The organism is Pseudomonas sp. B7(2017), assembly GCF_002112745.1.
In the GTDB taxonomy this organism is placed as follows: Bacteria; Pseudomonadota; Gammaproteobacteria; order Pseudomonadales; family Pseudomonadaceae; genus Aquipseudomonas; species Aquipseudomonas ekonensis.
In genome coordinates this window covers 263,529-289,642 of sequence record NZ_NEIP01000005.1, presented here as the reverse complement: position 1 = coordinate 289,642, position 26,114 = coordinate 263,529, and the positions used below count along the sequence as shown (strand labels likewise).

Annotated in this window: 23 protein-coding genes and 1 pseudogene; 20 read left to right on the top strand and 4 right to left on the bottom strand. The window is 62.1% G+C overall.

Annotated features, from left to right (window positions below):
* Positions 1–63 precede the first annotated feature (63 nt).
* Together CAG29_RS12630 and CAG29_RS12625 are read left to right on the top strand one after the other, a co-directional pair.
* Complete coding sequence (locus CAG29_RS12630; RefSeq protein WP_085577749.1) at positions 64–375, top strand: DUF485 domain-containing protein; 312 nt, start codon at positions 64–66, stop codon at positions 373–375.
* A complete protein-coding gene (locus CAG29_RS12625) occupies positions 372–2,030 on the top strand; it encodes a cation acetate symporter (RefSeq protein WP_085631178.1) in 1,659 nt (552 codons plus the stop codon). Before CAG29_RS12630 ends, CAG29_RS12625 begins: the two co-directional genes overlap by 4 nt.
* Before the next feature lie 308 nt (positions 2,031–2,338).
* On the opposite strand, the gene gltA is transcribed toward CAG29_RS12625, so the two are convergent.
* On the bottom strand, positions 2,339–3,628 hold the full coding sequence (gene gltA / locus CAG29_RS12620; protein WP_007959044.1) for a citrate synthase: 1,290 nt from the start codon (positions 3,626–3,628) through the stop codon (positions 2,339–2,341).
* A 364-nt stretch (positions 3,629–3,992) separates the two neighbouring features.
* On the opposite strand from gltA, the gene sdhC reads away from it, so the two are divergent.
* From sdhC to CAG29_RS12560, 12 genes are all read left to right on the top strand, one after another.
* On the top strand, positions 3,993–4,367 hold the full coding sequence (gene sdhC / locus CAG29_RS12615) for a succinate dehydrogenase, cytochrome b556 subunit (RefSeq protein WP_011333113.1): 375 nt from the start codon (positions 3,993–3,995) through the stop codon (positions 4,365–4,367).
* Positions 4,361–4,729 carry a succinate dehydrogenase, hydrophobic membrane anchor protein gene (gene sdhD, locus CAG29_RS12610; RefSeq protein WP_055137329.1) on the top strand — a complete coding sequence of 123 codons (369 nt, stop codon included), beginning with the start codon at positions 4,361–4,363 and terminating at the stop codon, positions 4,727–4,729. Before sdhC ends, sdhD begins: the two co-directional genes overlap by 7 nt.
* Before the next feature lie 3 nt (positions 4,730–4,732).
* Positions 4,733–6,505, top strand: a complete 1,773-nt coding sequence (gene sdhA, locus CAG29_RS12605) for a succinate dehydrogenase flavoprotein subunit (RefSeq protein ID WP_085577747.1) — start codon at positions 4,733–4,735, stop codon at positions 6,503–6,505.
* A gap of 11 nt (positions 6,506–6,516) precedes the next feature.
* The gene (locus CAG29_RS12600; protein ID WP_065260469.1) at positions 6,517–7,221 is read left to right on the top strand and encodes a succinate dehydrogenase iron-sulfur subunit; all 705 of its coding nucleotides are present in this window, start codon (positions 6,517–6,519) and stop codon (positions 7,219–7,221) included.
* Positions 7,222–7,496: 275 nt separating this feature from the next.
* Positions 7,497–10,328, top strand: a complete 2,832-nt coding sequence (locus tag CAG29_RS12595) for a 2-oxoglutarate dehydrogenase E1 component (protein ID WP_085577746.1) — start codon at positions 7,497–7,499, stop codon at positions 10,326–10,328.
* 42 nt (positions 10,329–10,370) lie between these two features.
* Entirely contained in the window at positions 10,371–11,594 is a 1,224-nt protein-coding gene (gene odhB, locus CAG29_RS12590) for a 2-oxoglutarate dehydrogenase complex dihydrolipoyllysine-residue succinyltransferase (protein WP_085577745.1), read from the top strand.
* 97 nt (positions 11,595–11,691) lie between these two features.
* Positions 11,692–13,128 (top strand): dihydrolipoyl dehydrogenase, encoded by a 1,437-nt coding sequence (gene lpdA / locus CAG29_RS12585; RefSeq protein WP_085577744.1) that lies wholly within the window; start codon positions 11,692–11,694, stop codon positions 13,126–13,128.
* Between the two features lie 200 nt (positions 13,129–13,328).
* A complete protein-coding gene (gene sucC, locus CAG29_RS12580; protein WP_085577743.1) occupies positions 13,329–14,495 on the top strand; it encodes an ADP-forming succinate--CoA ligase subunit beta in 1,167 nt (388 codons plus the stop codon).
* Entirely contained in the window at positions 14,495–15,379 is an 885-nt protein-coding gene (sucD, locus tag CAG29_RS12575; protein ID WP_011333119.1) for a succinate--CoA ligase subunit alpha, read from the top strand. The genes sucC and sucD overlap by 1 nt, the downstream gene beginning before the upstream one ends.
* Before the next feature lie 379 nt (positions 15,380–15,758).
* On the top strand, positions 15,759–17,072 hold the full coding sequence (gene brnQ, locus CAG29_RS12570) for a branched-chain amino acid transport system II carrier protein (protein WP_085631181.1): 1,314 nt from the start codon (positions 15,759–15,761) through the stop codon (positions 17,070–17,072).
* Positions 17,073–17,279: 207 nt separating this feature from the next.
* Positions 17,280–18,017 (top strand): DUF599 domain-containing protein, encoded by a 738-nt coding sequence (locus CAG29_RS12565; RefSeq protein ID WP_085577741.1) that lies wholly within the window; start codon positions 17,280–17,282, stop codon positions 18,015–18,017.
* On the top strand, positions 18,017–18,418 hold the full coding sequence (locus CAG29_RS12560; protein ID WP_085577740.1) for an MAPEG family protein: 402 nt from the start codon (positions 18,017–18,019) through the stop codon (positions 18,416–18,418). The genes CAG29_RS12565 and CAG29_RS12560 overlap by 1 nt, the downstream gene beginning before the upstream one ends.
* Before the next feature lie 86 nt (positions 18,419–18,504).
* Here CAG29_RS12560 and CAG29_RS12555 read toward each other — a convergent pair whose 3' ends face one another.
* Positions 18,505–18,741 carry a hypothetical protein gene (locus CAG29_RS12555; RefSeq protein WP_065260459.1) on the bottom strand — a complete coding sequence of 79 codons (237 nt, stop codon included), beginning with the start codon at positions 18,739–18,741 and terminating at the stop codon, positions 18,505–18,507.
* Positions 18,742–18,898: 157 nt separating this feature from the next.
* Between CAG29_RS12555 and CAG29_RS12550 the strand changes: the two genes are divergently transcribed.
* The 4 genes from CAG29_RS12550 to CAG29_RS12535 all read left to right on the top strand — a co-directional run bounded on the left by CAG29_RS12550 (position 18,899) and on the right by CAG29_RS12535 (position 22,600).
* Complete coding sequence (locus CAG29_RS12550; RefSeq protein ID WP_085656702.1) at positions 18,899–19,375, top strand: PaaI family thioesterase; 477 nt, start codon at positions 18,899–18,901, stop codon at positions 19,373–19,375.
* On the top strand, positions 19,372–19,821 hold the full coding sequence (locus CAG29_RS12545) for a PaaI family thioesterase (RefSeq protein ID WP_085577738.1): 450 nt from the start codon (positions 19,372–19,374) through the stop codon (positions 19,819–19,821). The genes CAG29_RS12550 and CAG29_RS12545 overlap by 4 nt, the downstream gene beginning before the upstream one ends.
* A gap of 81 nt (positions 19,822–19,902) precedes the next feature.
* Positions 19,903–21,804, top strand: a complete 1,902-nt coding sequence (htpG, locus tag CAG29_RS12540) for a molecular chaperone HtpG (protein ID WP_085577886.1) — start codon at positions 19,903–19,905, stop codon at positions 21,802–21,804.
* 67 nt (positions 21,805–21,871) lie between these two features.
* Complete coding sequence (locus tag CAG29_RS12535) at positions 21,872–22,600, top strand: dienelactone hydrolase family protein (protein ID WP_085577737.1); 729 nt, start codon at positions 21,872–21,874, stop codon at positions 22,598–22,600.
* Between the two features lie 179 nt (positions 22,601–22,779).
* On the opposite strand, the gene CAG29_RS12530 is transcribed toward CAG29_RS12535, so the two are convergent.
* Together CAG29_RS12530 and CAG29_RS12525 are read right to left on the bottom strand one after the other, a co-directional pair.
* Positions 22,780–23,643: a pirin family protein gene (locus tag CAG29_RS12530; protein WP_085631183.1), complete on the bottom strand. Its 864-nt coding sequence runs from the start codon at positions 23,641–23,643 to the stop codon at positions 22,780–22,782.
* Positions 23,644–23,703: 60 nt separating this feature from the next.
* Positions 23,704–24,120 carry an OsmC family protein gene (locus tag CAG29_RS12525; protein ID WP_085577735.1) on the bottom strand — a complete coding sequence of 139 codons (417 nt, stop codon included), beginning with the start codon at positions 24,118–24,120 and terminating at the stop codon, positions 23,704–23,706.
* Between the two features lie 319 nt (positions 24,121–24,439).
* On the opposite strand from CAG29_RS12525, the pseudogene CAG29_RS29030 reads away from it, so the two are divergent.
* Both CAG29_RS29030 and CAG29_RS29025 read left to right on the top strand, forming a co-directional pair.
* Positions 24,440–25,162 (top strand): annotated as a pseudogene (locus CAG29_RS29030) (MCP four helix bundle domain-containing protein); the annotation flags it as partial.
* Positions 25,163–25,201: 39 nt separating this feature from the next.
* The gene (locus CAG29_RS29025) at positions 25,202–26,065 is read left to right on the top strand and encodes a methyl-accepting chemotaxis protein (RefSeq protein WP_371856084.1); all 864 of its coding nucleotides are present in this window, start codon (positions 25,202–25,204) and stop codon (positions 26,063–26,065) included.
* Positions 26,066–26,114 lie beyond the last annotated feature (49 nt).

Genomic DNA, 26,114 nt, shown 5'->3' with positions numbered 1-26,114 from the left:
CCCGCAGCCGCATACAGTGGATATGTTCCAAAAATAAAAATCTGTGCTGCGAGGATAACAACAATGAACGACAGCATTTACCTCTCGATTCAGAACAGCCCGCGCTTCAAGGAGCTGGTGAAGAAAAGGGAACGGTTCGCCTGGATACTCTCGGCGATCATGCTAGGGCTCTACTCCGGCTTCATCCTGCTCATCGCCTACGGTCCGCAGGTGCTCGGCGCCAAGGTCAGCGCCGGCTCGTCCATCACCTGGGGCATCCCCATCGGCGTGGGGCTGATCGTCTCGGCCTTCATCCTGACCGGCATCTACGTGCGTCGCGCCAACGGCGAGTTCGACGACCTGAACAACGCGATCCTCAAGGAGGCTCAGCAATGATCCGGCGTCTACTGGCTCTTCTGAGCATCTCTGCATTCGCGCCGGCCGTCTGGGCCGCCGACGCCCTGACCGGCGAAGTCCACAAGCAACCGCTGAACGTCTCCGCGATCGTCATGTTCGTGGTGTTCGTCGGCGCGACCCTGTGCATCACCTACTGGGCATCGAAGCGCAACAAGTCGGCGGCCGACTACTATGCCGCCGGCGGCAAGATCACCGGTTTCCAGAACGGCCTGGCGATTGCCGGGGACTACATGTCGGCGGCGTCCTTCCTGGGGATTTCCGCGCTGGTGTTCACTTCCGGCTACGACGGCCTGATCTACTCGATCGGCTTTCTGGTGGGCTGGCCGATCATCCTGTTCCTGATCGCCGAGCGCCTGCGCAACCTGGGCAAGTACACCTTTGCCGACGTGGCGTCCTACCGCCTGGGTCAGACCCAGATCCGCACGTTGTCGGCCTGCGGTTCGCTGGTGGTGGTGGCGTTCTACCTGATCGCGCAGATGGTCGGCGCCGGCAAGCTGATCCAGCTGCTGTTCGGCCTCGACTACCACGTCGCGGTGATCCTGGTCGGTATCCTGATGTGCCTGTACGTGCTGTTCGGCGGCATGCTGGCGACCACCTGGGTGCAGATCATCAAGGCGGTGCTGCTGCTGTCCGGCGCCTCGTTCATGGCGCTGATGGTGATGAAGTACGTCAACTTCGACTTCAACACCCTGTTCTCCGAGGCGGTGAAGGTCCACGCCAAGGGTGAGGCGATCATGAGCCCGGGCGGCCTGGTGAAGGATCCGATCTCGGCGTTCTCCCTCGGCCTGGCGCTGATGTTCGGCACCGCCGGCCTGCCGCACATCCTGATGCGCTTCTTCACCGTGAGCGACGCCAAGGAAGCGCGCAAGAGCGTGCTGTACGCCACCGGTTTCATCGGCTACTTCTACATCCTGACCTTCATCATCGGTTTCGGCGCGATCCTTCTGGTCAGCACCAACCCGGCGTTCAAGGACGCGGCGGGCGCGCTGCTCGGCGGCAACAACATGGCGGCGGTGCACCTGGCCAATGCCGTGGGCGGCAGCGTGTTCCTGGGCTTCATCTCGGCGGTGGCGTTCGCGACCATCCTGGCGGTGGTGGCGGGCCTGACCCTGGCCGGCGCCTCGGCGGTGTCCCATGACCTGTACGCCAGCGTGATCAAGAAGGGCAAGGCCAACGAGAAGGACGAGATCCGCGTCTCGAAGATCACCACCGTGACGCTGGGCATCCTGGCCATCGGCCTGGGCATCCTGTTCGAAAGCCAGAACATCGCGTTCATGGTCGGCCTGGCGTTCTCCATCGCGGCCAGCTGCAACTTCCCGGTGCTGCTGCTTTCGATGTACTGGAAGCGCCTCACCACCCGCGGCGCCATGATCGGCGGCTGGCTGGGCCTGGTCAGCGCGGTGGGCCTGATGATCCTCGGCCCGACCATCTGGGTGCAGATCCTGCACAACGAGAAGGCGATCTTCCCGTACGAGTACCCGGCGCTGTTCTCGATGATCATCGCGTTCATCGGCATCTGGTTCTTCTCGGTCACCGACAAGTCGGCCGCCGCAGAGAACGAGCGTGCGCTGTTCTTCCCGCAGTTCGTGCGTTCGCAGACCGGTCTGGGGGCGAGCGGGGCGGTGTCGCACTGACGGCTGCCGCAAGCTACAAGCCTTGAGCTGCAAGTGAAATGCCCCGGTCGAGAGATCGGGGCATTTTTTTGCTGCTGGGAAAGGGCGGAGGGCGTGATGGCTGTGGGGGATGTGCCGGCCTCATCGCCAGCAGGCTGGCTCCCACAGGGTTTTGTGGTGTTGTGCAGCGTTCGTGTGCGCCTTGGGCCTTTGTGGGAGCCAGCCTGCTGGCGATAGCGCTGGTAAGGCCAGGCCCGGAAAACAAAACGGCCCCCATTCTCATGGGGGCCGTTTCGGGTGCTGCCTAAGACGTTATCGCAAGACAGGTCTTATTTGCGGTCTTCCAGCTTGGTGATGTCACGCGACTCGTAGCCGGTGTACAGCTGGCGCGGACGGCCGATCTTGTACGGGCTGGAGAGCATTTCCTTCCAGTGGGAGATCCAGCCGACGGTGCGGGCCAGGGCGAAGATCACGGTGAACATGCTGGTCGGAATGCCGATCGCCTTGAGGATGATCCCCGAGTAGAAGTCGACGTTCGGGTACAGCGAGCGCTCGATGAAGTACGGATCGGTCAGGGCGATCTCTTCCAGGCGCATGGCCAGCTCGAGTTGCGGATCGTTCTGGATGCCCAGTTCTTTCAGCACTTCGTCGCAGGTCTGCTTCATCACGGTGGCGCGCGGGTCGCGGTTCTTGTAGACGCGGTGACCGAAGCCCATCAGCTTGAACGGATCGTTCTTGTCCTTGGCCTTGGCGATGAACTTGTCGATGTTCGACACGTCGCCGATCTCATCGAGCATGGTCAGCACGGCTTCGTTCGCACCGCCGTGGGCAGGGCCCCACAGCGCGGCGATACCGGCGGCGATGCAGGCGAACGGGTTGGCGCCCGAGGAGCCGGCCAGACGCACGGTGGAGGTCGAGGCGTTCTGCTCGTGGTCGGCGTGGAGGATGAAGATCCGGTCCATGGCCTTGGCAAGCACCGGGCTGATCGGTTTGATCTCGCACGGGGTGTTGAACATCATGTGCAGGAAGTTCTCCGCGTACGACAGGTCGTTGCGCGGGTACATCATCGGCTGGCCCATGGAGTACTTGTAGACCATCGCGGCCAGGGTCGGCATCTTGGCGACCAGGCGGATCGCGGAGATTTCGCGATGCTGCGGGTTATTGATGTCCAGGGAGTCGTGGTAGAAGGCGGAGAGGGCGCCGACCACGCCGCACATGACGGCCATCGGGTGGGCGTCGCGGCGGAAGCCGTTGAAGAAGGTCTTCAGCTGCTCGTGAACCATGGTGTGGTTCTTGACGGTGCCGACGAACTGGGCCTTCTGTTCTGCGGTCGGCAGTTCGCCGTTGAGCAGCAGGTAGCAGGTTTCCAGGTAGTCCGACTTTTCGGCCAGCTGTTCGATCGGGTAGCCGCGGTGCAGCAGGATGCCGTTGTCGCCGTCGATATAGGTGATCTTCGATTCGCACGAGGCGGTCGACATGAAGCCTGGGTCGAACGTGAAGCGGCCCGTGGCCGTCAGGCCCCGAACATCGATAACATCGGGACCAACGGTGCCGGTTAAAATGGGCAGCTCGACGGGGGCTGCGCCCTCGATGATCAACTGCGCTTTTTTGTCAGCCATGTGGCCTCCTATTTATGCTTGAAATCATCAGACAGACCCCCCACGCAGGGCCCGCACCACTATAGTGAGATAAATTCGAATGTCAATTTGCCTAAAGTCTTGCTCCAGAAGGCTTTAAGCAGACTTTTTCCTCGAAATTGCCTGCCATTTACGCCTTTTATGGGCGTTGTGCAATCCGCTATTGGGGGTAGGTGATTGCGTTGTCATTAGTAGCCTAACTGTCTATACTCGGCGACCGACCGCCAAGGGCTTTTGGGCTTGCTTTCATTGGGGGTCGCATCCCTGGGTGGTGGTTACCTGACCAGTGCACTCCCCAACAACTTTGCCCTGATTGTTAGGGGCTCTTCAGTGTGAAAAAAAAGCCGTGAAAAGCCAACGACCTGTAAACCTAGACCTAAGGACCATCAAACTCCCCATCACCGGCGTTACGTCGTTCCTTCACCGTGTTTCCGGCATCATCCTCTTCCTGGGCCTCGGCATCATGCTTTACGCATTGGGCAAGTCCTTGGGTTCCGAGGAAGGATATGTCGAAGTGAAGGCATGCTTGACCAGCCCGCTGGCCAAGTTCGTAGCATGGGGCCTCCTGTCCGCTCTGCTGTATCACCTGGTTGCCGGTGTGCGCCACTTGATCATGGACATGGGCATCGGTGAGACGCTGGAAGGCGGCCGCCTGGGCTCGAAACTCATCATCGCCGTTTCCGTGGTGCTGATCGTTCTGGCAGGAGTTTGGATATGGTAACCAGCGTTACGAATCTTTCGCGTTCGGGCCTCTATGACTGGATGGCACAGCGTGTGTCTGCGGTCGTTCTCGCGGCTTATTTCATTTTTCTGATCGGCTACCTCGCCGCGAACCCCGGCATCGGCTATGAGCAATGGCACGGTCTGTTCGCCCACAATGCGATGCGTATCTTCAGTCTCCTGGCCCTCGTTGCCCTCGGCGCCCACGCCTGGGTCGGCATGTGGACCATCGCGACCGACTACCTGACGCCGATGGCGCTGGGCAAGTCCGCGACTGCAGTGCGTTTCCTTTTCCAGGCGGTATGCGGCGTCGCGATGTTCGCTTACTTCGTCTGGGGTGTGCAGATTCTCTGGGGTATCTGATTCATGGCTAACATTCCAACGATTTCTTTCGACGCCATCATCATTGGCGGCGGCGGCGCCGGCATGCGCGCTGCGCTGCAACTGGCGCAAGGCGGTCACAAGACTGCCGTGATCACCAAGGTCTTCCCGACCCGTTCGCACACCGTGTCCGCCCAGGGCGGCATCACCTGCGCCATCGCTTCGGCCGACCCGAACGACGACTGGCGCTGGCACATGTACGACACCGTCAAGGGCTCCGACTACATCGGTGACCAGGACGCGATCGAATACATGTGTCAGGAAGGCCCTGCCGCCGTGTTCGAGCTGGACCACATGGGTCTGCCGTTCTCCCGCACCGAGACCGGCCGCATCTACCAGCGTCCGTTCGGCGGTCAGTCCAAGGACTACGGCAAGGGCGGGCAGGCTGCCCGTACCTGCGCCGCGTCCGACCGTACCGGCCACGCGCTGCTGCACACCCTCTATCAGGGCAACCTGAAAGCCGGCACCACGTTCCTGAACGAGTACTACGCTGTCGATCTGGTGAAGAACCAGGAAGGCGAGTTCGTCGGCGTGATCGCCATCTGCATCGAGACCGGCGAAACCACCTACATCCGTTCGAAAGCCACCGTGCTGGCGACCGGCGGTGCAGGCCGCATCTACGCTTCGACCACCAACGCCCTGATCAACACCGGTGACGGCGTGGGCATGGCCCTGCGTGCCGGCGTGCCGGTGCAGGACATCGAAATGTGGCAGTTCCACCCGACCGGCATCGCCGGCGCCGGCGTACTGGTCACCGAAGGCTGCCGCGGTGAGGGTGGTTACCTCATCAACAAGCACGGCGAGCGTTTCATGGAGCGCTACGCTCCGAACGCCAAAGACCTGGCCGGTCGCGACGTGGTTGCCCGTTCGATGGTCAAAGAGATCATCGCCGGCAACGGTTGCGGTCCGAACGGCGACCACGTGATGCTCAAACTCGACCACCTGGGCGAGGAAGTGCTGCACAGCCGTCTGCCAGGCATCTGCGAACTGTCGAAGACCTTCGCCCACGTTGACCCGGTCGTCGCTCCGGTTCCGGTCGTTCCGACCTGCCACTACATGATGGGCGGCGTTGCCACCAACATCCATGGCCAGGCGATCACCCAGGACGCCGACGGCACGGACAAGATCATTCCTGGTCTGTTCGCTGTGGGTGAAGTGGCTTGCGTATCGGTTCACGGCGCCAACCGTCTGGGCGGCAACTCGCTGCTCGACCTGGTGGTGTTCGGCCGCGCTGCCGGCCTGCACCTGGAGAAGGCGCTGACCGACGGCATCGAATACGACGACGCCACCGAGGCCGACATCGAAGCCGCGCTGGCCCGTCTGAACGCGCTGAACAACCGCACCGACGGCGAAGACGTCGCCACCCTGCGTCGCGAGCTGCAAAGCTGCATGCAGAACTACTTCGGCGTGTTCCGCACCGGCGAATACATGCAGAAGGGCATCGCTCAGCTCGCCGAGCTGCGCAAGCGCATCGCCAACGTGAAGATCAACGATAAGTCGCAGGCGTTCAACACTGCACGTATCGAAGCGCTGGAACTGCAGAACCTGCTGGAAGTGGCCGAAGCCACCGCCATCGCTGCAGAAGTGCGCAAAGAGTCCCGCGGCGCCCACGCCCGTGAAGACTACGAAGACCGTGACGACGAAAACTGGCTGTGCCACACCCTGTACTTCCCGGGTGAGAAACGTGTCGCCAAGCGTGCCGTGAACTTCTCGCCGAAGACTGTTCCGACTTTCGAACCTAAAGTCCGGACTTATTAAGGGTGACCGCCATGTTGAAAGTCAGTGTTTATCGTTACAACCCTGATCAGGACGCTGCGCCGTTCATGCAGGAATTCCAGGTCGATACCGGTGGCAAGGACCTGATGGTGCTGGACGTGCTGGCCCTGATCAAAGAGCAGGACGAGGGTTTCTCCTACCGTCGCTCCTGCCGTGAAGGCGTCTGCGGCTCCGACGGCATGAACATCAACGGCAAGAACGGCCTGGCGTGCATCACGCCGCTGTCCGCCGTGGTGAAAGGCAACAAGCTGGTCATTCGTCCGCTGCCGGGTTTGCCGGTCATCCGTGACCTGGTCGTCGATATGAGCATCTTCTACAAGCAATACGAGAAGGTGAAGCCATTCCTGCAGAACGACACGCCGGCTCCGGCCATCGAGCGTCTGCAGTCGCCTGAAGAGCGTGAAAAGCTGGACGGTCTGTACGAGTGCATCCTGTGCGCCTGCTGCTCGACCTCCTGCCCGTCCTTCTGGTGGAACCCGGACAAGTTCCTGGGCCCGGCCGCCCTGCTGCAAGCGTACCGCTTCCTGGCAGACAGCCGCGACACCAAGACCTCCGAGCGTCTGGCTTCGCTCGATGACCCGTTCAGCGTCTTCCGCTGCCGGGGCATCATGAACTGCGTCAACGTATGTCCGAAAGGCCTGAACCCGACTAAGGCCATCGGTCACATCCGTAACATGCTGCTCTCGAGCGGCGTGTGATTCAGCTGCTGTACCCGCCGCTGTAAAAAGCGGCACCGCTGTACCCGTAGAAGGTCTCGGCGCGGGCTTCAACCCGCGCCCTGGCTATAACCAGAGCAACAGCCAAAAGCTGCGGCTCTTATTTTTGAAGAAATGAGACAAGCAGGGGCATCCGGGCTGGTACCCGGACTATCAGTGTGATCCTAAGTGGCTTGTTTTGGTCGCTGCATTCGGACTTCTGCAAGCTTGCTCGGTGTCGACGCCGATGGTGTTCCCCTAACCGAGGGTGACCAAGCATGCAAGAAAGCGTGATGCAGCGCATGTGGAACAGCGCCTACCTTTCAGGTGGAAACGCTGCCTATGTGGAAGAGCTTTATGAGCTCTACCTGCACGACCCTAACGCTGTGCCAGAAGAGTGGCGCACCTACTTTCAGAAGCTGCCAGCCGACGGCAGCTCTGCCACCGATGTTTCGCACTCCACGATTCGCGATCATTTCGTGCTGCTGGCAAAGAACCAGCGCCGCGCCCAGCCGGTTTCCGCCGGCAGCGTGAGCAGTGAGCACGAGAAGAAGCAAGTTGAAGTGCTGCGATTGATCCAGGCCTACCGTATGCGAGGCCACCAGGCAGCCCAGCTTGACCCGCTGGGGCTGTGGCAGCGTCCTGCACCGGCAGACCTGTCGATCAATCACTACGGCTTGACCAATGCCGATCTTGATACGACCTTCCGTGCCGGCGACCTGTTCATCGGCAAGGAGGAGGCGAGCCTACGCGAAATTCACGAAGCGTTGCAGCAGACATATTGCCGCACCATCGGCGCTGAATTTACGCACATCACCGATTCCGAGCAGCGCCAGTGGTTCCAGCAGCGTCTGGAAAGCGTACGCGGCCGTCCGACCTATTCCGCCGACATCAAGAGCCACCTGCTCGAGCGCGTCACCGCCGGCGAAGGCCTGGAGAAGTACCTGGGCACCAAGTACCCGGGCACCAAGCGTTTCGGTCTGGAAGGCGGCGAAAGCCTGATCCCGATGCTCGACGAGCTGATCCAGCGCTCCGGTTCCTACGGCACCAAGGAAGTCGTGATCGGCATGGCCCACCGCGGCCGTCTGAACGTGCTGGTCAACACCTTCGGCAAGAACCCGCGCGAGCTGTTCGACGAGTTCGAAGGCAAGAAGAAGGTCGAGCTGGGCTCCGGCGACGTGAAGTACCACCAGGGCTTCTCGTCCAACGTGATGACCTCCGGTGGCGAAGTCCACCTGGCGATGGCGTTCAACCCGTCCCACCTGGAAATCGTTTCCCCGGTGGTCGAGGGTTCCGTACGCGCCCGTCAGGACCGCCGCAACGACCCGACCGGCGAGAAGGTACTGCCGATCTCCATCCACGGTGACGCTGCGTTCGCAGGTCAGGGCGTGGTCATGGAAACCTTCCAGATGTCGCAGACCCGCGGTTTCAAGACCGGCGGCACCGTGCACATCGTGATCAACAACCAGGTCGGCTTCACCATCAGCAACCCGCTGGACTCGCGTTCCACCGAGTACGCCACCGACGTTGCGAAGATGATCCAGGCGCCGATCCTTCACGTGAACGGCGACGATCCGGAAGCCGTGCTGTTCGTGACCCAGCTGGCCATCGACTACCGCATGCAGTTCAAGCGCGACGTGGTGATCGACCTGGTCTGCTACCGTCGCCGCGGCCACAACGAAGCCGACGAGCCGAGCGGCACCCAGCCTCTGATGTATCAGCAGATCACCAAGCAGCGCACCACCCGTGAGCTGTATGCCGATCGCCTGACCCAGAGCGGTGTGCTCGACGCCGAGCGCGTCCAGGCCAAGGTCGACGAGTACCGCAACGCGCTGGACAACGGCCTGCACGTGGTGAAGTCGCTGGTCAAGGAGCCGAACAAAGAGCTGTTCGTCGACTGGCGTCCGTACCTGGGCCACGCCTGGACCGCGCGTCACGACACCCGCTTCGATCTGAAGACCCTGCAGGAACTGTCCGCCAAGCTGCTGGAGATCCCGGAAGGCTTCGTGGTTCAGCGTCAGGTCGCCAAGATCTACGAAGACCGTCAGAAGATGCAAGCCGGCGGCCTGCCGATCAACTGGGGCTACGCCGAAACCATGGCGTACGCGACCCTGGCGTTCGAAGGTCACCCGATCCGCATGACCGGTCAGGACATCGGCCGCGGCACGTTCTCGCACCGCCACGCCGTCCTGCACAACCAGAAGGATGCCGGCACCTACGTTCCGCTCAAGCATCTGTTCGAAGGTCAGCCGCGTTTCGAGCTGTACGACTCGTTCCTGTCGGAAGAGGCCGTGCTGGCGTTCGAATACGGCTACTCGACCACCACGCCGAACGCGCTGGTGATATGGGAAGCCCAGTTCGGCGACTTCGCCAACGGTGCGCAGGTCGTGATCGACCAGTTCATCACCAGCGGCGAGCACAAGTGGGGCCGCCTGTGCGGTCTGACCATGCTGCTGCCGCACGGCTACGAAGGCCAGGGCCCCGAGCACTCCTCGGCACGCCTTGAGCGTTACCTGCAGCTGTGCGCCGAGCACAACATCCAGGTGTGCATGCCGACCACCCCGGCCCAGATCTACCACCTCCTGCGTCGCCAGGTGATCCGTCCGCTGCGCAAGCCGCTGGTGGTCCTGACGCCGAAGTCGCTGCTGCGCCACAAGCTGGCCATCTCGACTCTGGAAGATCTGGCCGAAGGCTCGTTCCAGACCGTTATCCCGGAAATCGATGCACTGGACCCGAAAAAGGTCGAGCGCGTTGTCCTGTGCAGCGGCAAGGTCTATTACGACCTGCTGGAAAAACGCCGTGCCGAAGGTCGTGAAGATATCGCCATCGTGCGTATCGAGCAGCTGTACCCGTTCCCTGAGGACGACCTGAAGGAAGTCCTGGCGCCTTACACCAACGTGAAACACGCCGTTTGGTGTCAGGAAGAGCCTATGAACCAGGGCGCCTGGTACTGCAGCCAGCACCACCTGCGTCGCAGCGTCGGCAACCTCAACAAGTCTCTCGTACTCGAGTACGCGGGCCGTGAGGCATCTGCCGCACCTGCATGCGGTTACGCATCGATGCACGCCGAGCAGCAGGAACAACTGCTGCAAGACGCGTTTACCGTTTAACGCCTTCGCGCACCTGAAACCGAATTTAAGGAACCACAGACAATGGCTATCGAGATCAAAGCCCCCACTTTCCCGGAATCGGTCGCCGACGGCACCGTTGCCACCTGGCACAAGCAACCGGGCGACGCCGTCAAGCGTGACGAACTGATCGTCGACATCGAGACCGACAAGGTCGTGCTGGAAGTGCTGGCCACCGCCGACGGCGTGCTGGGCGCAATCGTCAAGAACGAAGGCGACACCGTTCTGTCCGACGAAGTGCTGGGCTCCATCGTTGAAGGCGGCGCCGCCGCCGCCGCTCCTGCTGCCGCTGCTGCTCCGGCCGCCGCTGCCGCTGCCCCGGCTGCCGCCGACGGCGAAGACGACCCGATCGCTGCACCGGCCGCACGCAAGCTGGCTGAAGAGAACGGTATCAACATCGCTTCCGTTGCCGGCACCGGCAAGGGCGGTCGCGTGACCAAGGAAGACGTGGTGGCTGCCGTTGCCGCCAAGAAGGCCGCTCCGGCCGCCGCACCTGCCAAGGCTGCCGCACCTGCCGCCGCCGCTCCGGTGTTCGCTGCCGGCGACCGCGTCGAGAAGCGCGTTCCGATGACCCGCCTGCGTGCCAAGGTCGCCGAGCGTCTGGTCGAAGCCCAGTCGAACATGGCGATGCTGACCACCTTCAACGAAGTCGACATGACCGAAGTCATGGCCCTGCGTTCGAAGTACAAGGATCTGTTCGAGAAGTCCCACAACGGCGTGCGCCTGGGCTTCATGTCGTTCTTCGTGAAAGCCGCCACCGAAGCCCTGAAGCGCTTCCCGGCCGTGAACGCGTCGATCGACGGTTCGGACATCGTCTACCACGGTTATGCCGACATCGGTGTCGCCGTTTCCAGCGACCGTGGCCTGGTGGTGCCGGTTCTGCGCAACGCCGAACTGATGAGCCTGGCTGAAATCGAAGGCGGCATCGCCACCTTCGGCAAGAAAGCCCGTGACGGCAAACTGTCGATGGAAGAGATGACCGGCGGTACCTTCACCATCACCAACGGTGGTACCTTCGGTTCGATGATGTCGACCCCGATCGTCAACCCGCCGCAGGCCGCGATCCTGGGCATGCACAACATCATCCAGCGTCCTATGGCCGTCAACGGTCAGGTCGTGATCCGTCCGATGATGTACCTGGCGCTGTCCTACGATCACCGTCTGATCGATGGCAAAGAAGCTGTGACCTTCCTGGTGACCATCAAGAACCTGCTGGAAGATCCGGCTCGTCTGTTGCTGGATATCTGATAGAAGCAGTCACGCGCTGCAGGCTTCAGGCTGCGAGAAAACGCAGCTTGGCTTGCGGCGCGCGGCTTGAAGCTTTTCGCTCAAGAGGATTTTTTGAATGTCGCAGAAATTTGACGTAGTAGTGATCGGCGCGGGCCCTGGCGGCTACGTGGCTGCCATCAAGGCCGCACAGCTGGGCCTCACCACTGCCTGCATCGAGAAGTACACCGATGGCGAAGGCAAGCTGGCCCTGGGCGGCACCTGCCTGAACGTAGGCTGCATTCCTTCCAAGGCGCTGCTGGACAGCTCCTGGAAATACAAGGAAGCGAAAGAGAGCTTCAACGTCCACGGCATCTCCACCGGCGAAGTCAAGATGGACGTCGCCGCGATGGTCGGCCGCAAGGCCGGCATCGTCAAGAACCTGACCGGCGGTGTTGCCACCCTGTTCAAGGCCAACGGCGTCACTTCGATCCAGGGCCACGGCAAACTGCTGGCCGGCAAGAAAGTCGAAGTCACCAAGCCTGACGGTTCGGTGGAAGTCATCGAAGCCGAGAACGTGATCCTGGCTTCCGGCTCCCGTCCGATCGACATTCCGCCGGCTCCGGTCGACCAGAAAGTCATCGTCGACTCCACCGGCGCCCTGGAATTCCAGACCGTGCCTAAGCGTCTGGGCGTGATCGGCGCCGGCGTGATCGGCCTGGAACTGGGTTCGGTCTGGTCGCGTCTGGGTGCTGAAGTCACCGTCCTGGAAGCCCTGGACACCTTCCTGATGGCCGCGGACACCGCCGTTTCCAAGGAAGCGCTGAAGACCCTGACCAAGCAGGGCCTGGACATCAAGCTGGGCGCCCGCGTGACCGGCTCCAAAGTGACCGGCGACGAAGTCGTCGTGAACTACACCGACGCCAACGGCGAACAGTCCATCACCTTCGACAAGCTGATCGTAGCCGTCGGTCGCCGTCCGGTGACCACCGATCTGCTGGCCGCCGACAGCGGCGTGACCATCGACGAGCGTGGCTTCATCTTCGTTGACGACCACTGCGCGACCAGCGTGCCGGGCGTTTACGCCATCGGCGACGTGGTTCGTGGCATGATGCTGGCGCACAAGGCGTCGGAAGAGGGCATCATGGTCGTCGAGCGCATCAAGGGCCACAAGGCTCAGATGAACTATGACCTGATCCCTTCGGTTATTTATACTCACCCGGAAATCGCGTGGGTCGGCAAGACCGAACAGGCCTTGAAAGCCGAAGGCGTTGAAGTTAACGTCGGCACCTTCCCGTTCGCGGCCTCCGGCCGTGCCATGGCGGCCAACGACACCGGCGGTTTCGTCAAGGTCATCGCCGACGCCAAGACCGACCGCGTCCTGGGCGTGCACGTGATCGGCCCGAGCGCTGCCGAACTGGTTCAGCAGGGCGCGATCGGCATGGAATTCGGCACCAGCGCTGAAGACCTGGGCATGATGGTATTCTCCCATCCGACCCTGTCCGAAGCCTTGCACGAAGCTGCTTTGGCCGTGAATGGCGGCGCCATCCACGTGGCCAACCGCAAGAAGCGTTAAGACACAATAAGAAACCACGGCGGTATCGGCCCGTCGTGAGCCTTGCGTGCAAGACTCACCGCGGAATGTCCGCTGGACGCAGTCTTGCGTAGCTGCACCGGGTATCCGGAAAGGCTGCGCAAGCAGCAGTCACAGGTGGCGCGGCACTCATAAAGAGCGCAGCGCCGAATGCGCAGTACCTAACGAAGACGGTAAAAAGCATGAATCTTCACGAGTATCAGGGTAAGCAGCTGTTCGCTGAGTACGGCCTGCCAGTATCCAAAGGCTACGCGGTAGACACCCCGGAAGAAGCGGCAGAAGCTTGCGACAAGATCGGCGGCAACGAGTGGGTCGTCAAAGCCCAGGTTCACGCCGGTGGTCGCGGTAAAGCGGGCGGCGTCAAGCTGGTTCGCAGCAAAGAAGACGCCAAGGCCTTCGCACAGCAGTGGCTGGGCAAGCGTCTGGTGACCTACCAGACTGACGCCAACGGTCAGCCGGTCACCAAGATCCTGGTTGAATCGTGCACTGATATCGCTAAAGAGCTGTACCTGGGCGCTGTCGTTGACCGTTCGAGCCGCCGCATCGTGTTCATGGCTTCCACCGAAGGTGGCGTGGACATCGAGAAGATCGCTCACGACACTCCAGAAAAAATCCTGAAGGCCACCATCGATCCGCTGGTCGGCGCTCAGCCGTTCCAAGGCCGCGAGCTGGCGTTCCAGCTGGGTCTGGAAGGCAAGCAAGTTGCCCAGTTCGCCAAGATCTTCACCGGTCTGGCCAAGCTGTTCAAGGATCACGACCTGGCCCTGCTGGAAGTGAACCCGCTGGTGATCAAGGCCGACGGCGACCTGCACTGCCTGGACGCCAAGATCAACATCGACGCCAACGCAATGTACCGTCAGCCTAAGCTGAAGACCTTCCACGATCCGTCGCAAGACGATCCGCGCGAAGCGCACGCCGCCAAGTTCGAACTGAACTACGTGGCCCTGGAAGGCAACATCGGCTGCATGGTCAACGGTGCCGGCCTGGCCATGGGTACCATGGACATCGTCAACCTGCACGGCGGCAAGCCAGCCAACTTCCTCGACGTAGGTGGCGGCGCGACCAAAGAGCGCGTGACCGAAGCGTTCAAGATCATCCTGTCCGACAGCAACGTCGCTGCAGTGCTGGTCAACATCTTCGGCGGCATCGTTCGCTGCGACATGATCGCCGAAGGCATCATCGGCGCCGTGAAAGAAGTCGGCGTGAAAATCCCGGTTGTTGTTCGTCTTGAAGGCAACAACGCTGAACTGGGCGCTAAAGTACTGGCAGAAAGCGGTTTGAACATCATCGCTGCTACCAGCCTGACCGACGCTGCTCAACAAGTCGTTAAAGCTGCGGAGGGCAAGTAATGAGCGTCCTGATCAATAAAGACACCAAAGTAATCTGCCAGGGCTTCACCGGCGCGCAGGGTACTTTCCACTCCGAACAAGCCATTGCCTACGGCACCAAGATGGTTGGCGGCGTGACTCCAGGCAAAGGTGGCACCACTCACCTGAACCTGCCTGTGTTCAACACCGTGAAAGAAGCTGTAGAAGCCACCGGCGCCACCGCCAGCGTGATCTACGTTCCGGCTCCTTTCTGCAAGGACTCGATCCTGGAAGCGGCTTTCGGCGGCATCAAGCTGATCGTCTGCATCACCGAAGGCATTCCTACCCTGGACATGCTGGACGCTAAAGTTAAGTGCGACGAGCTGGGTGTTACCCTGATCGGCCCTAACTGCCCAGGCGTGATCACTCCGGGCGAGTGCAAGATCGGCATCATGCCTGGTCACATCCACTTGCCAGGCAAGGTCGGTATCGTTTCCCGTTCCGGCACCCTGACCTACGAAGCTGTGAAGCAGACCACCGACGCCGGTTTCGGCCAGTCGACCTGCGTCGGCATCGGCGGTGACCCGATCCCGGGCTCCAACTTCATCGACATCCTGAAGCTGTTCCAGGAAGACCCGAAGACCGAGGCGATCGTGATGATCGGCGAGATCGGCGGTTCGGCTGAAGAAGAAGCGGCTGCCTACATCAAGGCCAACGTGACCAAGCCGGTTGTTTCCTACATCGCTGGTGTGACTGCTCCTCCGGGCAAGCGCATGGGCCATGCTGGCGCAATCATCTCCGGCGGCAAAGGCACTGCAGACGAGAAATTCGCTGCGCTGCAAGACGCAGGTGTGAAAACCGTGCGTTCGCTGGCGGACATCGGCAAGGCCCTGGCCGAGCTGACTGGCTGGGAAGTGAAGAAGTAAGCTTCGGCTGACCTTCTGGCTCCAGCAAACAAAGGCCACCTTCGGGTGGCCTTTGTCGTTGTGGGGATCCGGATCGACTCTGGGGCCTGAGAAGACGCCGGTTGGGCGCATTTCAATTCGTCAGCGTGATGGCGATTTATAAGCATCTGTCCAATTACATGCAAAAACGCGACACAGAAACGTCGCGTATCGGATAGTTCGCCCTCAAACAGTGCGTTTGTCAGACAAATTCGTTAGGCTAGCAGCCATTTTTGCGTCTGCCGCCCACAAGGCATGCAACGCGCTAAACGGGTCAGTCTCATACGGACTGACAGCATTTCCCTCACCCAACAGGGAAATCCCTCTCTAAATTCCGATTCAGTAGTGTGGTATTTCCTTGATGAAAGTTTTGAAAGGCCAGGACATCCTGGCACTTGGCTTCATGACATTTGCCCTGTTCGTCGGGGCCGGCAACATCATTTTCCCGCCTATCGTCGGCCTGCAGTCCGGACCCAACGTCTGGATGGCGGCGCTGGGCTTCCTGATCACGGCAGTCGGCCTGCCGGTGATCACCGTCGTGGCGCTGGCCAAGGTCGGCGGGGCGATGGATTCCTTGAGCAGCCCGATCGGCAAGATCGCCGGCGGACTGCTGGCGGCGGCCTGCTACCTGGCGGTGGGCCCGCTGTTCGCGACCCCGCGCACCGCGACCGTGTCCTTTGAAGTGGGCCTGGCGCCGTTGACCGGCGAGAGCCCGCTGGCGCTGTTCCTCTACAGCTCCGTCTACTTCCTGCTGGTGTTCTTCATTTCGCTCTATCCGGGCCGCCTGCTGGACACCGTGGGGCGCTTCCTGGCGCCGCTGAAGATCATCGCCCTGGCGGTGCTCGGCATCGCCGCGTTCGCGCTGCCGGCCGGCGACATCGGCCAGGCGACGCCTGAATACGTCGCGGCGCCGTTCTCCCAAGGGTTCATCAACGGTTACCTGACCATGGATACCCTCGGCGCGCTGGTGTTCGGCATCGTCATCGTCAATGCGATCCGTTCGCGCGGCGTCGAGTCGCCGGCGCTGATCACCCGCTACGCGGTGATCGCCGGTCTGATCGCCGGCGTCGGTTTGGCGCTGGTGTACGTCAGTCTGTTCCGCCTCGGCTCCGGCAGCCATGAAGTCGCGGTTGGCGCGACCAACGGCGCGGCGGTGCTGCATGCCTATGTGCAACACACCTTCGGTTCGCTGGGCAGCGGCTTCCTCGCGGTGCTGATCTCCCTGGCGTGCCTGGTGACCGCCGTGGGCCTGACCTGCGCCTGCGCCGAGTACTTCAGCCGCGTCGTGCCGCTGTCCTACAAGACCCTGGTGATTATCCTGGCGGCGTTCTCGCTGCTGGTGTCCAACCTGGGCCTGACCAAGCTGATCGCGTTCTCGATCCCGGTGCTGACCGCCATCTACCCGCCGTGCATCGTGCTGGTGGCCCTGAGCTTCTGCAAAGATTTCTGGCATGAGCACGGCCGCATCCTGGGTCCTGTGATGCTGGTGTCGTTCCTGTTCGGCACCATCGACGCGCTCAAGGGCGCCGGCCTGGCCGACTGGATGCCGTCGCAGCTGGCGCACCTGCCGCTGAGCGAGCAAGGCCTGGCGTGGCTGGTGCCGTGCGTGATGACGCTGGTGGTCGCCGTGGTGTGCGACCGTCTGCTGGGCAAGCGCAGCGAAGCGATCGCCTGACGCTGACCGGCCCGCCAAAAGCGGGCCTTGAGCGATTCAACAGAAATGCCCCGCATCAAAAGATGCGGGGCATTTTTTATGGGCGTGAGGCCGTGTCTTTTTCCTTGAGCTAACGTCGAAGCACTGCAACGCATTCCTGCGGGAACCTGCCGGCAGGCCGGCTCCCGCCGGAAACCGGTACTGCGCTCATACTCCACAGGGAATTGCATGTCGTTCATCCAAGCCAACCTGATCCACCTGCTCGCCGCGCTCTGGTTCGTCATCTGCTGGGGCGGCTATACCCGCTACGCCACCTGGAAGGGCCGCGACACCGCGTGCCTGGCCAGCGTCCTGCACCTTTACCGCGAAGACTGGATGCGCCGCATGCTGCTGCGCGACAACCGCATCGCCGACGCCAGCGTGATCGGCAACCTGGAGCGCAACGCGTCGTTCTTCGCCTCCAGCACCCTGATCATCTTGGCCGGCATCCTCACCGTGCTCGGCGCGTCCGAGCGTGCGGTGTCGCTGTTGGCGGACATCCCGATGGTGCAGCAGGCGTCCCAGGGCATGTCGGAAATCAAGCTGCTGTGCCTGGCGCTGGTGTTCGTCTATGCCTTCTTCACCTTCAGCTGGTGCATGCGCCAGTACAACTTCGCCGCGGTGCTGGTCGGCTCGGCGCCGATGATCGGCGAGCGGCAGGTGTCGGAGCAGGAGCGCAAGGCGTTCGCCTCGCGGGCGGCGCGGGTGATTTCGATGGCGGCGAACCAGTTCAACTTCGGGCTGCGCTCTTACTACTTCGGCATGAGCATGCTGGCCTGGTTCGTCAGCCCATGGCTGTTCATGTTGATGAGCGCCGGTGTGGTGCTGGTGCTGTATCGCCGGGAGTTTCACTCGGACGTCCTCGACGTGATGGTCTATACCCCTACAGAGGCACCATCGCCCGAGGCAACCAAAGAGGCCGCTTGATGAGTATTCCGTTCTGGTGTGTGTTTATCAGTGCGCTGCTGATTTATGTGGCGCGCATGCCGGTGGCCAAGGCCATGAAGGAGCAGGGCGGCTACGACAACCACCAGCCGCGCCGTCAGCAGGCGCAGCTGACCGGGCTCGGCGCCCGGGCGCTGGCGGCCCACCAGAACAGCATCGAGGCATTCATGCTGTTTGCGGTGGGGGTGCTGATGGCGCACACCACGCAAACGGCCGGATGGCTGATCGATACGCTGGCGATCGTCTTCGTGATCGCCCGAGTGGTTTACTTGTTGTGTTATTGGGCCGATCTGGCCTGGCAGCGCAGTCTGGTCTGGGTGATCGGTTTAGTGTGTTCCTTGTTGCTGATGATCAGTCCGACATTCAGGACAGTTTTGCTCTAACAAGGCACTTCGGCGTATGGCCGGAACATGACAGGCAAAAGAAAACCCGCACTTGGCGGGTTTTCTTTATTGCGGCGAAGAGCAGGTCATTGCTTCTTGGCGGCTTCGTCTGCGGCGGCTGCGTTCGATTCAGCCTGATCTTTGGCGGCTTCGGCGTTTTCTTTTGCCGCTTCGTTCACTTTATCCTGAGCTTCATTCATTTTCTGCTGAGCTTGTTCAGCGTGTTGGTTGGCATCTTGAGCTTTGTCCTCGGATTTTTTATCGCAGGCGGCGAGACCGAGGGAAGCGGTCAACATCAAGGCAATAGCTAAAGTCTTACGCATGGGGTGTTTCTCCTGGTGGAAAAGAACTACTGGCCTTAAGAACGCGCTGCCCAAGGTTAAGTTCCTCATTTCTCACAGATATATAAGTTTGTTATGAGAAGGAACTTTTCTTGTTCTTTCCAATACTGGCGACAGGCACTGACGAGAGCATTTATCCATGGGCGAAAACCCCGTTTTCGAGCGAGCGACAAGATTTCTCTCGGCCCTGCGCCACTGCCAGGTATTGGGGCTGCGCGTGCACAGCGCCGACAGCGAAGGCCTGACCGTGCTCTTGCCGTACAGCGCAAGCATCGTCGGCAACCCGCAGACCGGCGTCATCCATGGCGGTGCCCTGACATCGCTGATGGACACCGCGTGCGGCATGGCCACGCTGTGCGTGCTCCCGGAATTCGAAGTGTGTCCGACCCTCGACCTGCGGATCGACTACATGCACGCCGCGCAGCCGCACAAGGATGTCTATGGTTTTGCGCAATGCTACCGGGTCACCACGGACGTGATCTTCGCCCGGGGCTTCGCCTACCAGGACGACCCGCAGCAGCCGATCGCCCACGTCGTCGGCACGTTCATGCGCATGGGCAAGGGGCTCAAGGGCACCCAGGGCTTCGGCGGCAAGATCAAGGGGGAGGGGCAATGAGCGACCTCAAGCAACAACTGGAGCAGGCCCACGCGCAGGGCGACTACGCGCCCTTGCTGAAGCTGATCCCGTATGCCGGGCTGATCGGCATCGAATGTTCCCGGGTCGGCGACGAACTGCTGTTCCGGCTGCCGGCCAACAAGGACAACATCGGCAACCCGCTGCTGCCGGCGATCCACGGCGGGGTGATCGCCGGGTTCATGGAACTGGCCGCGGCCCTGCACCTGCTGATCTTCACCGGGGCGCCCGGCGTGCCGAAGATCATCGACTTCTCGCTCGACTATCTGCGCGCCGGGCAGTTTCGCGACACCTGGGCCAAATGTCAGGTCTGCCGCCAGGGCCGGCGGGTGGCGAACGTGGCCGTCACGGCCTGGCAGACCACCGAAGGCGAACCGATCGCCACGGCCCGCGCACACTTCAAGATCGATGACCCCTTGAAATCCTGACGCGCGTCCCCAACTCAGAGAACAACCCGCCGCCGACCGGCAAGGTCGCGGCCAATGCCATCTGATTGGAGTTTGATGACCATGAGTGTGGAAACTCAAAAGGAAACCCTGGGCTTCCAGACCGAGGTAAAGCAGCTGCTGCACCTCATGATCCATTCGCTGTATTCCAACAAGGAAATCTTCCTGCGCGAATTGATCTCGAACGCCTCCGACGCCGTGGACAAGCTGCGCTTCGAAGCGCTGGCCAAGCCTGAGCTGCTCGAAGGCGACGCCGACCTGAAAATCCGTGTGAGCTTCGACAAGGACGCCAAGACCGTCACCCTCGAAGACAACGGCATCGGCATGAACCGCGACGACGTGATCACCCACCTGGGCACCATCGCCAAGTCGGGCACCGCCGATTTCATGAAGAACCTCACCGGCGACCAGAAGAAGGACTCGCACCTGATCGGTCAGTTCGGCGTCGGTTTCTACTCGGCGTTCATCGTCGCCGACAAGGTCGACGTGTACAGCCGCCGTGCCGGCACCGCCGCCAGCGAAGGCGTGCACTGGTCGTCGAAGGGCGAGGGTGACTTCGAAGTCGCCACCCTCGACAAGGCCGAGCGCGGCACCCGCATCGTCCTGCACCTGAAGTCCGGTGAAGACGAGTTCGCCGACGGCTGGCGCCTGCGCAACATCATCAAGAAGTACTCCGACCACATCGCGCTGCCGATCGAGCTGCCGAAAGAGGCTGCCGCCGCCGAAGGCGAAGAGAAGCCGGCGCTGGAGTGGGAAACCGTCAACCGCGCGAGCGCCCTGTGGACCCGTCCCCGTACCGAGATCAAGGACGAGGAATACCAGGAGTTCTACAAGCACATCGCCCACGACTTCGAAAATCCGCTGAGCTGGAGCCACAACAAGGTCGAAGGCAAGCTGGAATACAGCTCGCTGCTGTACGTGCCGGCCCGCGCGCCGTTCGACCTGTACCAGCGTGAAGCGCCCAAGGGCCTGAAGCTGTACGTCCAGCGCGTGTTCGTGATGGATCAGGCCGAATCGTTCCTGCCGCTGTACCTGCGCTTCATCAAGGGCGTGGTCGACTCCAACGACCTGTCGCTGAACGTGTCGCGGGAAATCCTGCAGAAAGACCCGATCATCGATTCGATGAAGTCCGCGCTGACCAAGCGCGTGCTGGACATGCTGGAGAAACTGGCGAAGAACGAGCCTGAGCAATACAAAGGCTTCTGGAAGAACTTCGGTCAGGTCATGAAAGAAGGCCCGGCCGAAGACTTCGCCAACAAGGAAAAGATCGCCGGCCTGCTGCGCTTCGCTTCGACCAACGGCGACGACGAGCAGATCGTCGGCCTGGCCGACTACCTGGCCCGTGCCAAGGAAGGTCAGGACAAGATCTACTACCTCACCGGCGAGTCCTACGCGCAGGTCAAGAACAGCCCGCACCTGGAAGTCTTCCGCAAGAAAGGCATCGAAGTGCTGCTGCTGACCGACCGCATCGACGAGTGGCTGATGAGCTACCTCAGCGAATTCGACGGCAAGGGCTTCGTCGACGTGGCTCGGGGTGACCTGGACCTGGGCAGCCTGGACTCGGAAGAGGACAAGAAGGCCGCGGAAGAAGTCGCCAAGTCGAAGGAAGGCCTGGTCGAGCGCCTCAAGACCGCCCTGGGCGAGTCCGTGGCCGAAGTCCGCGTTTCCCACCGCCTGACCGATTCGCCGGCGATCCTGGCCATCGGCGAACAGGACCTGGGCCTGCAGATGCGCCAGATCCTCGAGGCGAGCGGGCAGAAGGTGCCGGATTCCAAGCCGATCTTCGAATTCAACCCGAACCACCCGTTGATCGAGAAGCTCGACAGCGAGGCCAGCGAGGAACGTTTCGGCGACCTGTCGCACATCCTCTTCGACCAGGCGGCCCTGGCCGCCGGCGACAGCCTGAAAGACCCGGCCGCCTACGTGCGCCGTCTGAACAAGCTGCTGGTCGAGCTGTCGGCTTGACCCCAACCTGAATAAACCCGCTTCGGCGGGTTTTTTCATTCCGGCGTTTAATCATCAGGAGTCAGAAATGAGCCAAATCACTGTGCGTTCCGTGGTCTATCAGATTGACGGCCAGGCCTATGAAGGCCGGTTGGCGTTCGACGCAGAACACAAGGGCACCCGTCCGGGCCTGTTGATGGCACCGAACTGGATGGGTGTCAGTGCCGGGGCCGAAGAGATCGCCAAGTCAGTGGCGGCCAAGGGCTATGTGGTGCTGATCGCCGACGTGTACGGGCAGGCCGTGCGTCCGCAGAACGCCGATCAGGCGGGCGCGGCGATGATGCCGCTGAAGAACGACCGGGCCTTGCTGCGCAAGCGTCTGCAGGTGGCCTTTGAACAATTGCAGAAGCAGGGCGAGGCGGCGGTGGACACCGCGAAGCTGGCGGTGTTCGGCTTCTGCTTCGGCGGTTGCTGCGCCCTGGACCTGGCCCGCACCGGCGCGCCGGTGAAGGCGGCGGTGTCGTTCCACGGCACACTGGATTCGCCGAACCCGGCGGACGCGAACAACATCAAGGGCTCGGTGCTGGTGCTGCACGGGGCGTCCGACCCGCTGGTGCCGAAGGAGCAGTTGCCGGCGTTCGAGGAGGAGATGAACGCGGCGGGCGTGGACTGGCAGTTGCTCAGCTATGGCGGCGCGGTGCACTCGTTCACCGACCCGCACGCCAATGTGCCGGGCAAGATGATGTACGACGCGAAGACCGCTGCGCGGGCGTTCAAGTCGATGCATGACTTGCTGGACGAAGTGTTCAAGGCCTGACCTGGCCTTCAAAACCGGTAGACCGGCCTCCGCAGGGAATTGCAGGTTCGCATCGCAAAGTACTGTGGGAGCTAGCCTGCTGGCGATGAGGCCAGTACCGTCGATGCTTCGGCGCCTGTCCCACCGCCATCGCCGGCAGGCCGGCTCCCCCAGGGGCCTTGCCTGCAAGCGCTCAAGACCTACGGCAATTCGATCCGCTCGGTTTCCCCCTGCACCGTCGGCCAATCCCCGGCCGCCCACTTGCGCCGTGCCTCGTCGATCGCCGCCGGATCGCTGGCGACGAAGTTCCAGTTGATCCGCCGAGGCCCGTCCAGCGATGCGCCGCCGAACAGCACGGCATGGGTGTCGCTGTCGGCGAACAGGCTCATTTCCTCGCCGGGCGGCAGCACCGCCAAGGCATGGGGCTCCAGACTCTCGCCATTGAGCTGCACATCGCCGCTCAACACGTACACCGCCCGCTCTTCGTGTTCGGTGGGGATCAGCAGCGTGGTCGCGGTCTGCATCTTCAGTTCCGCGTACAGCGTCGGCGACAGCACCGGCACCGGCGATTCAAGGCAGAAGCCTGAGCCGGCGATCATGCGGATCTGCACGCCCAGGCTGTCGCTGACCGGCAGCGTCGCCGCCGGGTGATGGCTGTAGTGCCCCGGCCCGTGTTCGTGGTGCTTGGGCGACGCCAGCCAGATCTGCAGGCCATGCATCTTGAAGCTTTGCTCCCACAGCGGCGCAGGCGTGCGCTCGACATGGGCGATGGCGCTGCCGGCGGTCATCCAGCTGACGTCGCCGGCGCTGACCACCTGATCGGAACCCAGGCTGTCCTTGTGCTGGATCTGGCCTTCAAACAGATAGGTGAGGGTCGACAGGCCGATGTGCGGATGCTGGCGGATGTTCATGCCTTTGCCGGCCGGGTAGACGGTCTCGAGCATGTGGTCGAAAAACACGAAAGGCCCGACGCTGCGGCATTTGGCCGACGGCAGCGGGCGCAGGATCGGCTGCCCTTCGACGTCTTCGGCGCGCGGGCGGATGATCAGGGGTTGCTTGTCCATGGTGCGTTCCAGGCTGGGCGGGTGACGCGAGGAGCATAACCCGCCGCGCACCCGGGAGGATCATTGGCTGTCGAAGCCTTGCGGCGCGTGGGTTTCGATGCTGACTTCGCTGGTGGTCATCAGTTTGTGGATCGGGCAGCGGTCGGCGACCCGCAGCAGTTCCTCGCGCTGGGCATCGGTGAGCACGCCCTTGAGGGTGAGGGTGACATGCAGGGCGTACTTGCCTTTCTGCTCCTGGCTGTTGTCGCGTTTGACTTCGACGCCGACGCCGGTCAGCGGAATGTCCTTTTTCTTGGCGTACAGCTTCAGGGTCAGGGCCTTGCAGGCGCCGAGGGCGGCGTCGAAGTAATCGTGCGGCTCGGGAGCGGAGCCTTCGCCGCCGACGCTTGCGGGCGCATCGGTGAACAATTCGTGGTCATCGATCTGGACGGTGTGGCGAAAACCTTCGGCGGAGACGGTATTGACGGTGACAGTCATGGGAACCTCGCAAGCGGTGGGAAAAGCCATTCGATCAAAAAGAACCTCGCAGGTATAGAACATGTGTGCTGAGTCGGCGTTCCACTTTATTGTCGTCGCGTAAGTTGGCGACGACATCGCATGAACCTTCCTATAGTGAACGTGCGGCGAACGGCGCTGAAGTCCGGGTAACCGTCGCTGAATCGTTCATGCCGAGGGTTCGAAGTATCAAGGCCTTTTGATATCACTTTTTCGTCTTACGCAAATTTCCGCCGGGCCGATACCTTCTAAAGCAGCCAGCTGCAGGGTTGATGCAGCGCTTTTGGAAGGAACCAGAGCAATGAGTATCCGTAGCCTCAATATCGCCCCCCGGGCCGGCCTCGGTTTCGGGGTGCTGGCGCTGATGGTGTTTGCGCTCGGGGCGTTCGCCCTGCTGCAGATGTCGAACATGCGCGCCCAGTCCGACGAGGTCGACAACAATTGGCTGCCCAGCGTGATGGCGGTCGGCGAGATGAGCCAGGACATGCTGCGCCTGCGGGCGCTGACCATGCGTCTGCTGCTCAACCGCGACCCGCAGGCGCTGGCGCAGAACGTCGCCAAGCTCAACGAGCTGCGCGGCGTGCTGAGCGAAGCCCAGCAGCGCTACGACGCCTTGATCGTGCTGCGGGAGGAGCGGGCGCTGTTCGACCGGTTCAAGGTCGCCGAGCACAAGTACCTAGAGTTCCAGGCGCAGGTGATGGCGCTGTCCGCGCAGGACAAGGTGGAAGAGGCGGCGGCCATCCTCAATGGCCAGATGAGCCCGTTGGCGGACGACATCGCCGTTACCCTCAGAGAGCTGGTCGAGCTGAACAAGCACAACGCCAACCTCGCCACCGAGGCGGCGCGGCTGGTGTTCATCAATTCGCGGGTGTGGGTCGGCGTGATGATCGGCATCACCGCGCTGATCACTGTTGCGCTCGCGCTGTTGCTGACCCGCAGTATCGTGCTGCCGCTCTCGCAATCGCTGAACGTCGCGGAGGTGGTGGCCGGGGGCGACCTGACCGGCGACATCAGCGTGTCCGGCAAGGACGAGCCGGCACGGCTGCTGCACGCGCTGCGCAGCATGCAGCACAGCCTGCGCGATACGATCCGGCGCATCTCCGAATCCTCCAGTCAGCTGGCGTCGGCCTCGGAAGAATTGAGTTGCGTGACCGAAGACGCCACCCGCGGCCTGCATCAGCAAAGCCTGGAGATCGAGCAGGCCGCCACGGCGGTGAACCAGATGACGGCGGCCGTCGAGGAGGTGGCCAGCAACGCCGTGGCCACGTCCGAGGCGTCGCGGGAGTCCGACCGGATCGCCCAGCACGGCCGCGAGCAGGTGCAACAGACGGTGTCCTCCATCGAATCCCTGGCCGAGGACGTCACGGCCAATGCGACACAGGTCGAAGACCTGGCCCAGCAGGTCTACAGCATCAGCAAGGTGCTGGATGTGATCCGCTCGATCGCCGAGCAGACCAACCTGCTGGCGCTGAACGCGGCCATCGAGGCAGCCCGCGCAGGCGATGCCGGGCGCGGTTTCGCGGTGGTGGCGGATGAGGTGCGGGCGCTGGCCCATCGCACCCAGCAGTCGACCCAGGAGATCGAGCAGATGATCGGCGGCATTCAGCAGGGCACGGATGCGGCGGTCAGTTCGATGCAGCAAAGCAACCTGCGCGCCCGCTCGACCCTGGAGCTGGCCAAGGCCGCCGGCACGGCGCTGGAGGAGATCGCCTCGGCGTTCACCCGGATCAACGAGCGCAATCTGGTGATCGCCAGCGCGTCGGAGCAGCAGGCGGCGGTGGCGCGGGAGGTCGACCGCAACCTGATGAACATCCGCGACCTGGCGATGCAGACCTCGGCCGGGGCCAACCAGACCAGTGCCGCCAGTCAGGAGCTGTCGCGGCTGGCGGTGGACCTGAACAACATGGTGGCCAAGTTCTCGGTGTGATTCGCCAGGCCCGGCGGGAGCAAGCGCCCTCGCCACAGGTGGAACGCCA

Coding starts and splice junctions, on each gene's coding strand:
- CAG29_RS12600 (WP_065260469.1), top strand. CDS start 6,517: ATGTTGAAAGTCAGTGTTTATCGTTACAACCCTGATCAGGACGCTGCG.
- CAG29_RS12550 (WP_085656702.1), top strand. CDS start 18,899: ATGGGCGAAAACCCCGTTTTCGAGCGAGCGACAAGATTTCTCTCGGCC.
- CAG29_RS12555 (WP_065260459.1), bottom strand. CDS start 18,741: ATGCGTAAGACTTTAGCTATTGCCTTGATGTTGACCGCTTCCCTCGGT.
- CAG29_RS12595 (WP_085577746.1), top strand. CDS start 7,497: ATGCAAGAAAGCGTGATGCAGCGCATGTGGAACAGCGCCTACCTTTCA.
- sucC (WP_085577743.1), top strand. CDS start 13,329: ATGAATCTTCACGAGTATCAGGGTAAGCAGCTGTTCGCTGAGTACGGC.
- CAG29_RS12535 (WP_085577737.1), top strand. CDS start 21,872: ATGAGCCAAATCACTGTGCGTTCCGTGGTCTATCAGATTGACGGCCAG.
- brnQ (WP_085631181.1), top strand. CDS start 15,759: ATGAAAGTTTTGAAAGGCCAGGACATCCTGGCACTTGGCTTCATGACA.
- CAG29_RS12530 (WP_085631183.1), bottom strand. CDS start 23,643: ATGGACAAGCAACCCCTGATCATCCGCCCGCGCGCCGAAGACGTCGAA.
- sdhA (WP_085577747.1), top strand. CDS start 4,733: ATGGCTAACATTCCAACGATTTCTTTCGACGCCATCATCATTGGCGGC.
- CAG29_RS12525 (WP_085577735.1), bottom strand. CDS start 24,120: ATGACTGTCACCGTCAATACCGTCTCCGCCGAAGGTTTTCGCCACACC.
- sucD (WP_011333119.1), top strand. CDS start 14,495: ATGAGCGTCCTGATCAATAAAGACACCAAAGTAATCTGCCAGGGCTTC.
- htpG (WP_085577886.1), top strand. CDS start 19,903: ATGAGTGTGGAAACTCAAAAGGAAACCCTGGGCTTCCAGACCGAGGTA.
- CAG29_RS12625 (WP_085631178.1), top strand. CDS start 372: ATGATCCGGCGTCTACTGGCTCTTCTGAGCATCTCTGCATTCGCGCCG.
- lpdA (WP_085577744.1), top strand. CDS start 11,692: ATGTCGCAGAAATTTGACGTAGTAGTGATCGGCGCGGGCCCTGGCGGC.
- CAG29_RS12630 (WP_085577749.1), top strand. CDS start 64: ATGAACGACAGCATTTACCTCTCGATTCAGAACAGCCCGCGCTTCAAG.
- odhB (WP_085577745.1), top strand. CDS start 10,371: ATGGCTATCGAGATCAAAGCCCCCACTTTCCCGGAATCGGTCGCCGAC.
- CAG29_RS12560 (WP_085577740.1), top strand. CDS start 18,017: ATGAGTATTCCGTTCTGGTGTGTGTTTATCAGTGCGCTGCTGATTTAT.
- CAG29_RS29025 (WP_371856084.1), top strand. CDS start 25,202: ATGCAGCACAGCCTGCGCGATACGATCCGGCGCATCTCCGAATCCTCC.
- sdhD (WP_055137329.1), top strand. CDS start 4,361: ATGGTAACCAGCGTTACGAATCTTTCGCGTTCGGGCCTCTATGACTGG.
- CAG29_RS12565 (WP_085577741.1), top strand. CDS start 17,280: ATGTCGTTCATCCAAGCCAACCTGATCCACCTGCTCGCCGCGCTCTGG.
- gltA (WP_007959044.1), bottom strand. CDS start 3,628: ATGGCTGACAAAAAAGCGCAGTTGATCATCGAGGGCGCAGCCCCCGTC.
- CAG29_RS12545 (WP_085577738.1), top strand. CDS start 19,372: ATGAGCGACCTCAAGCAACAACTGGAGCAGGCCCACGCGCAGGGCGAC.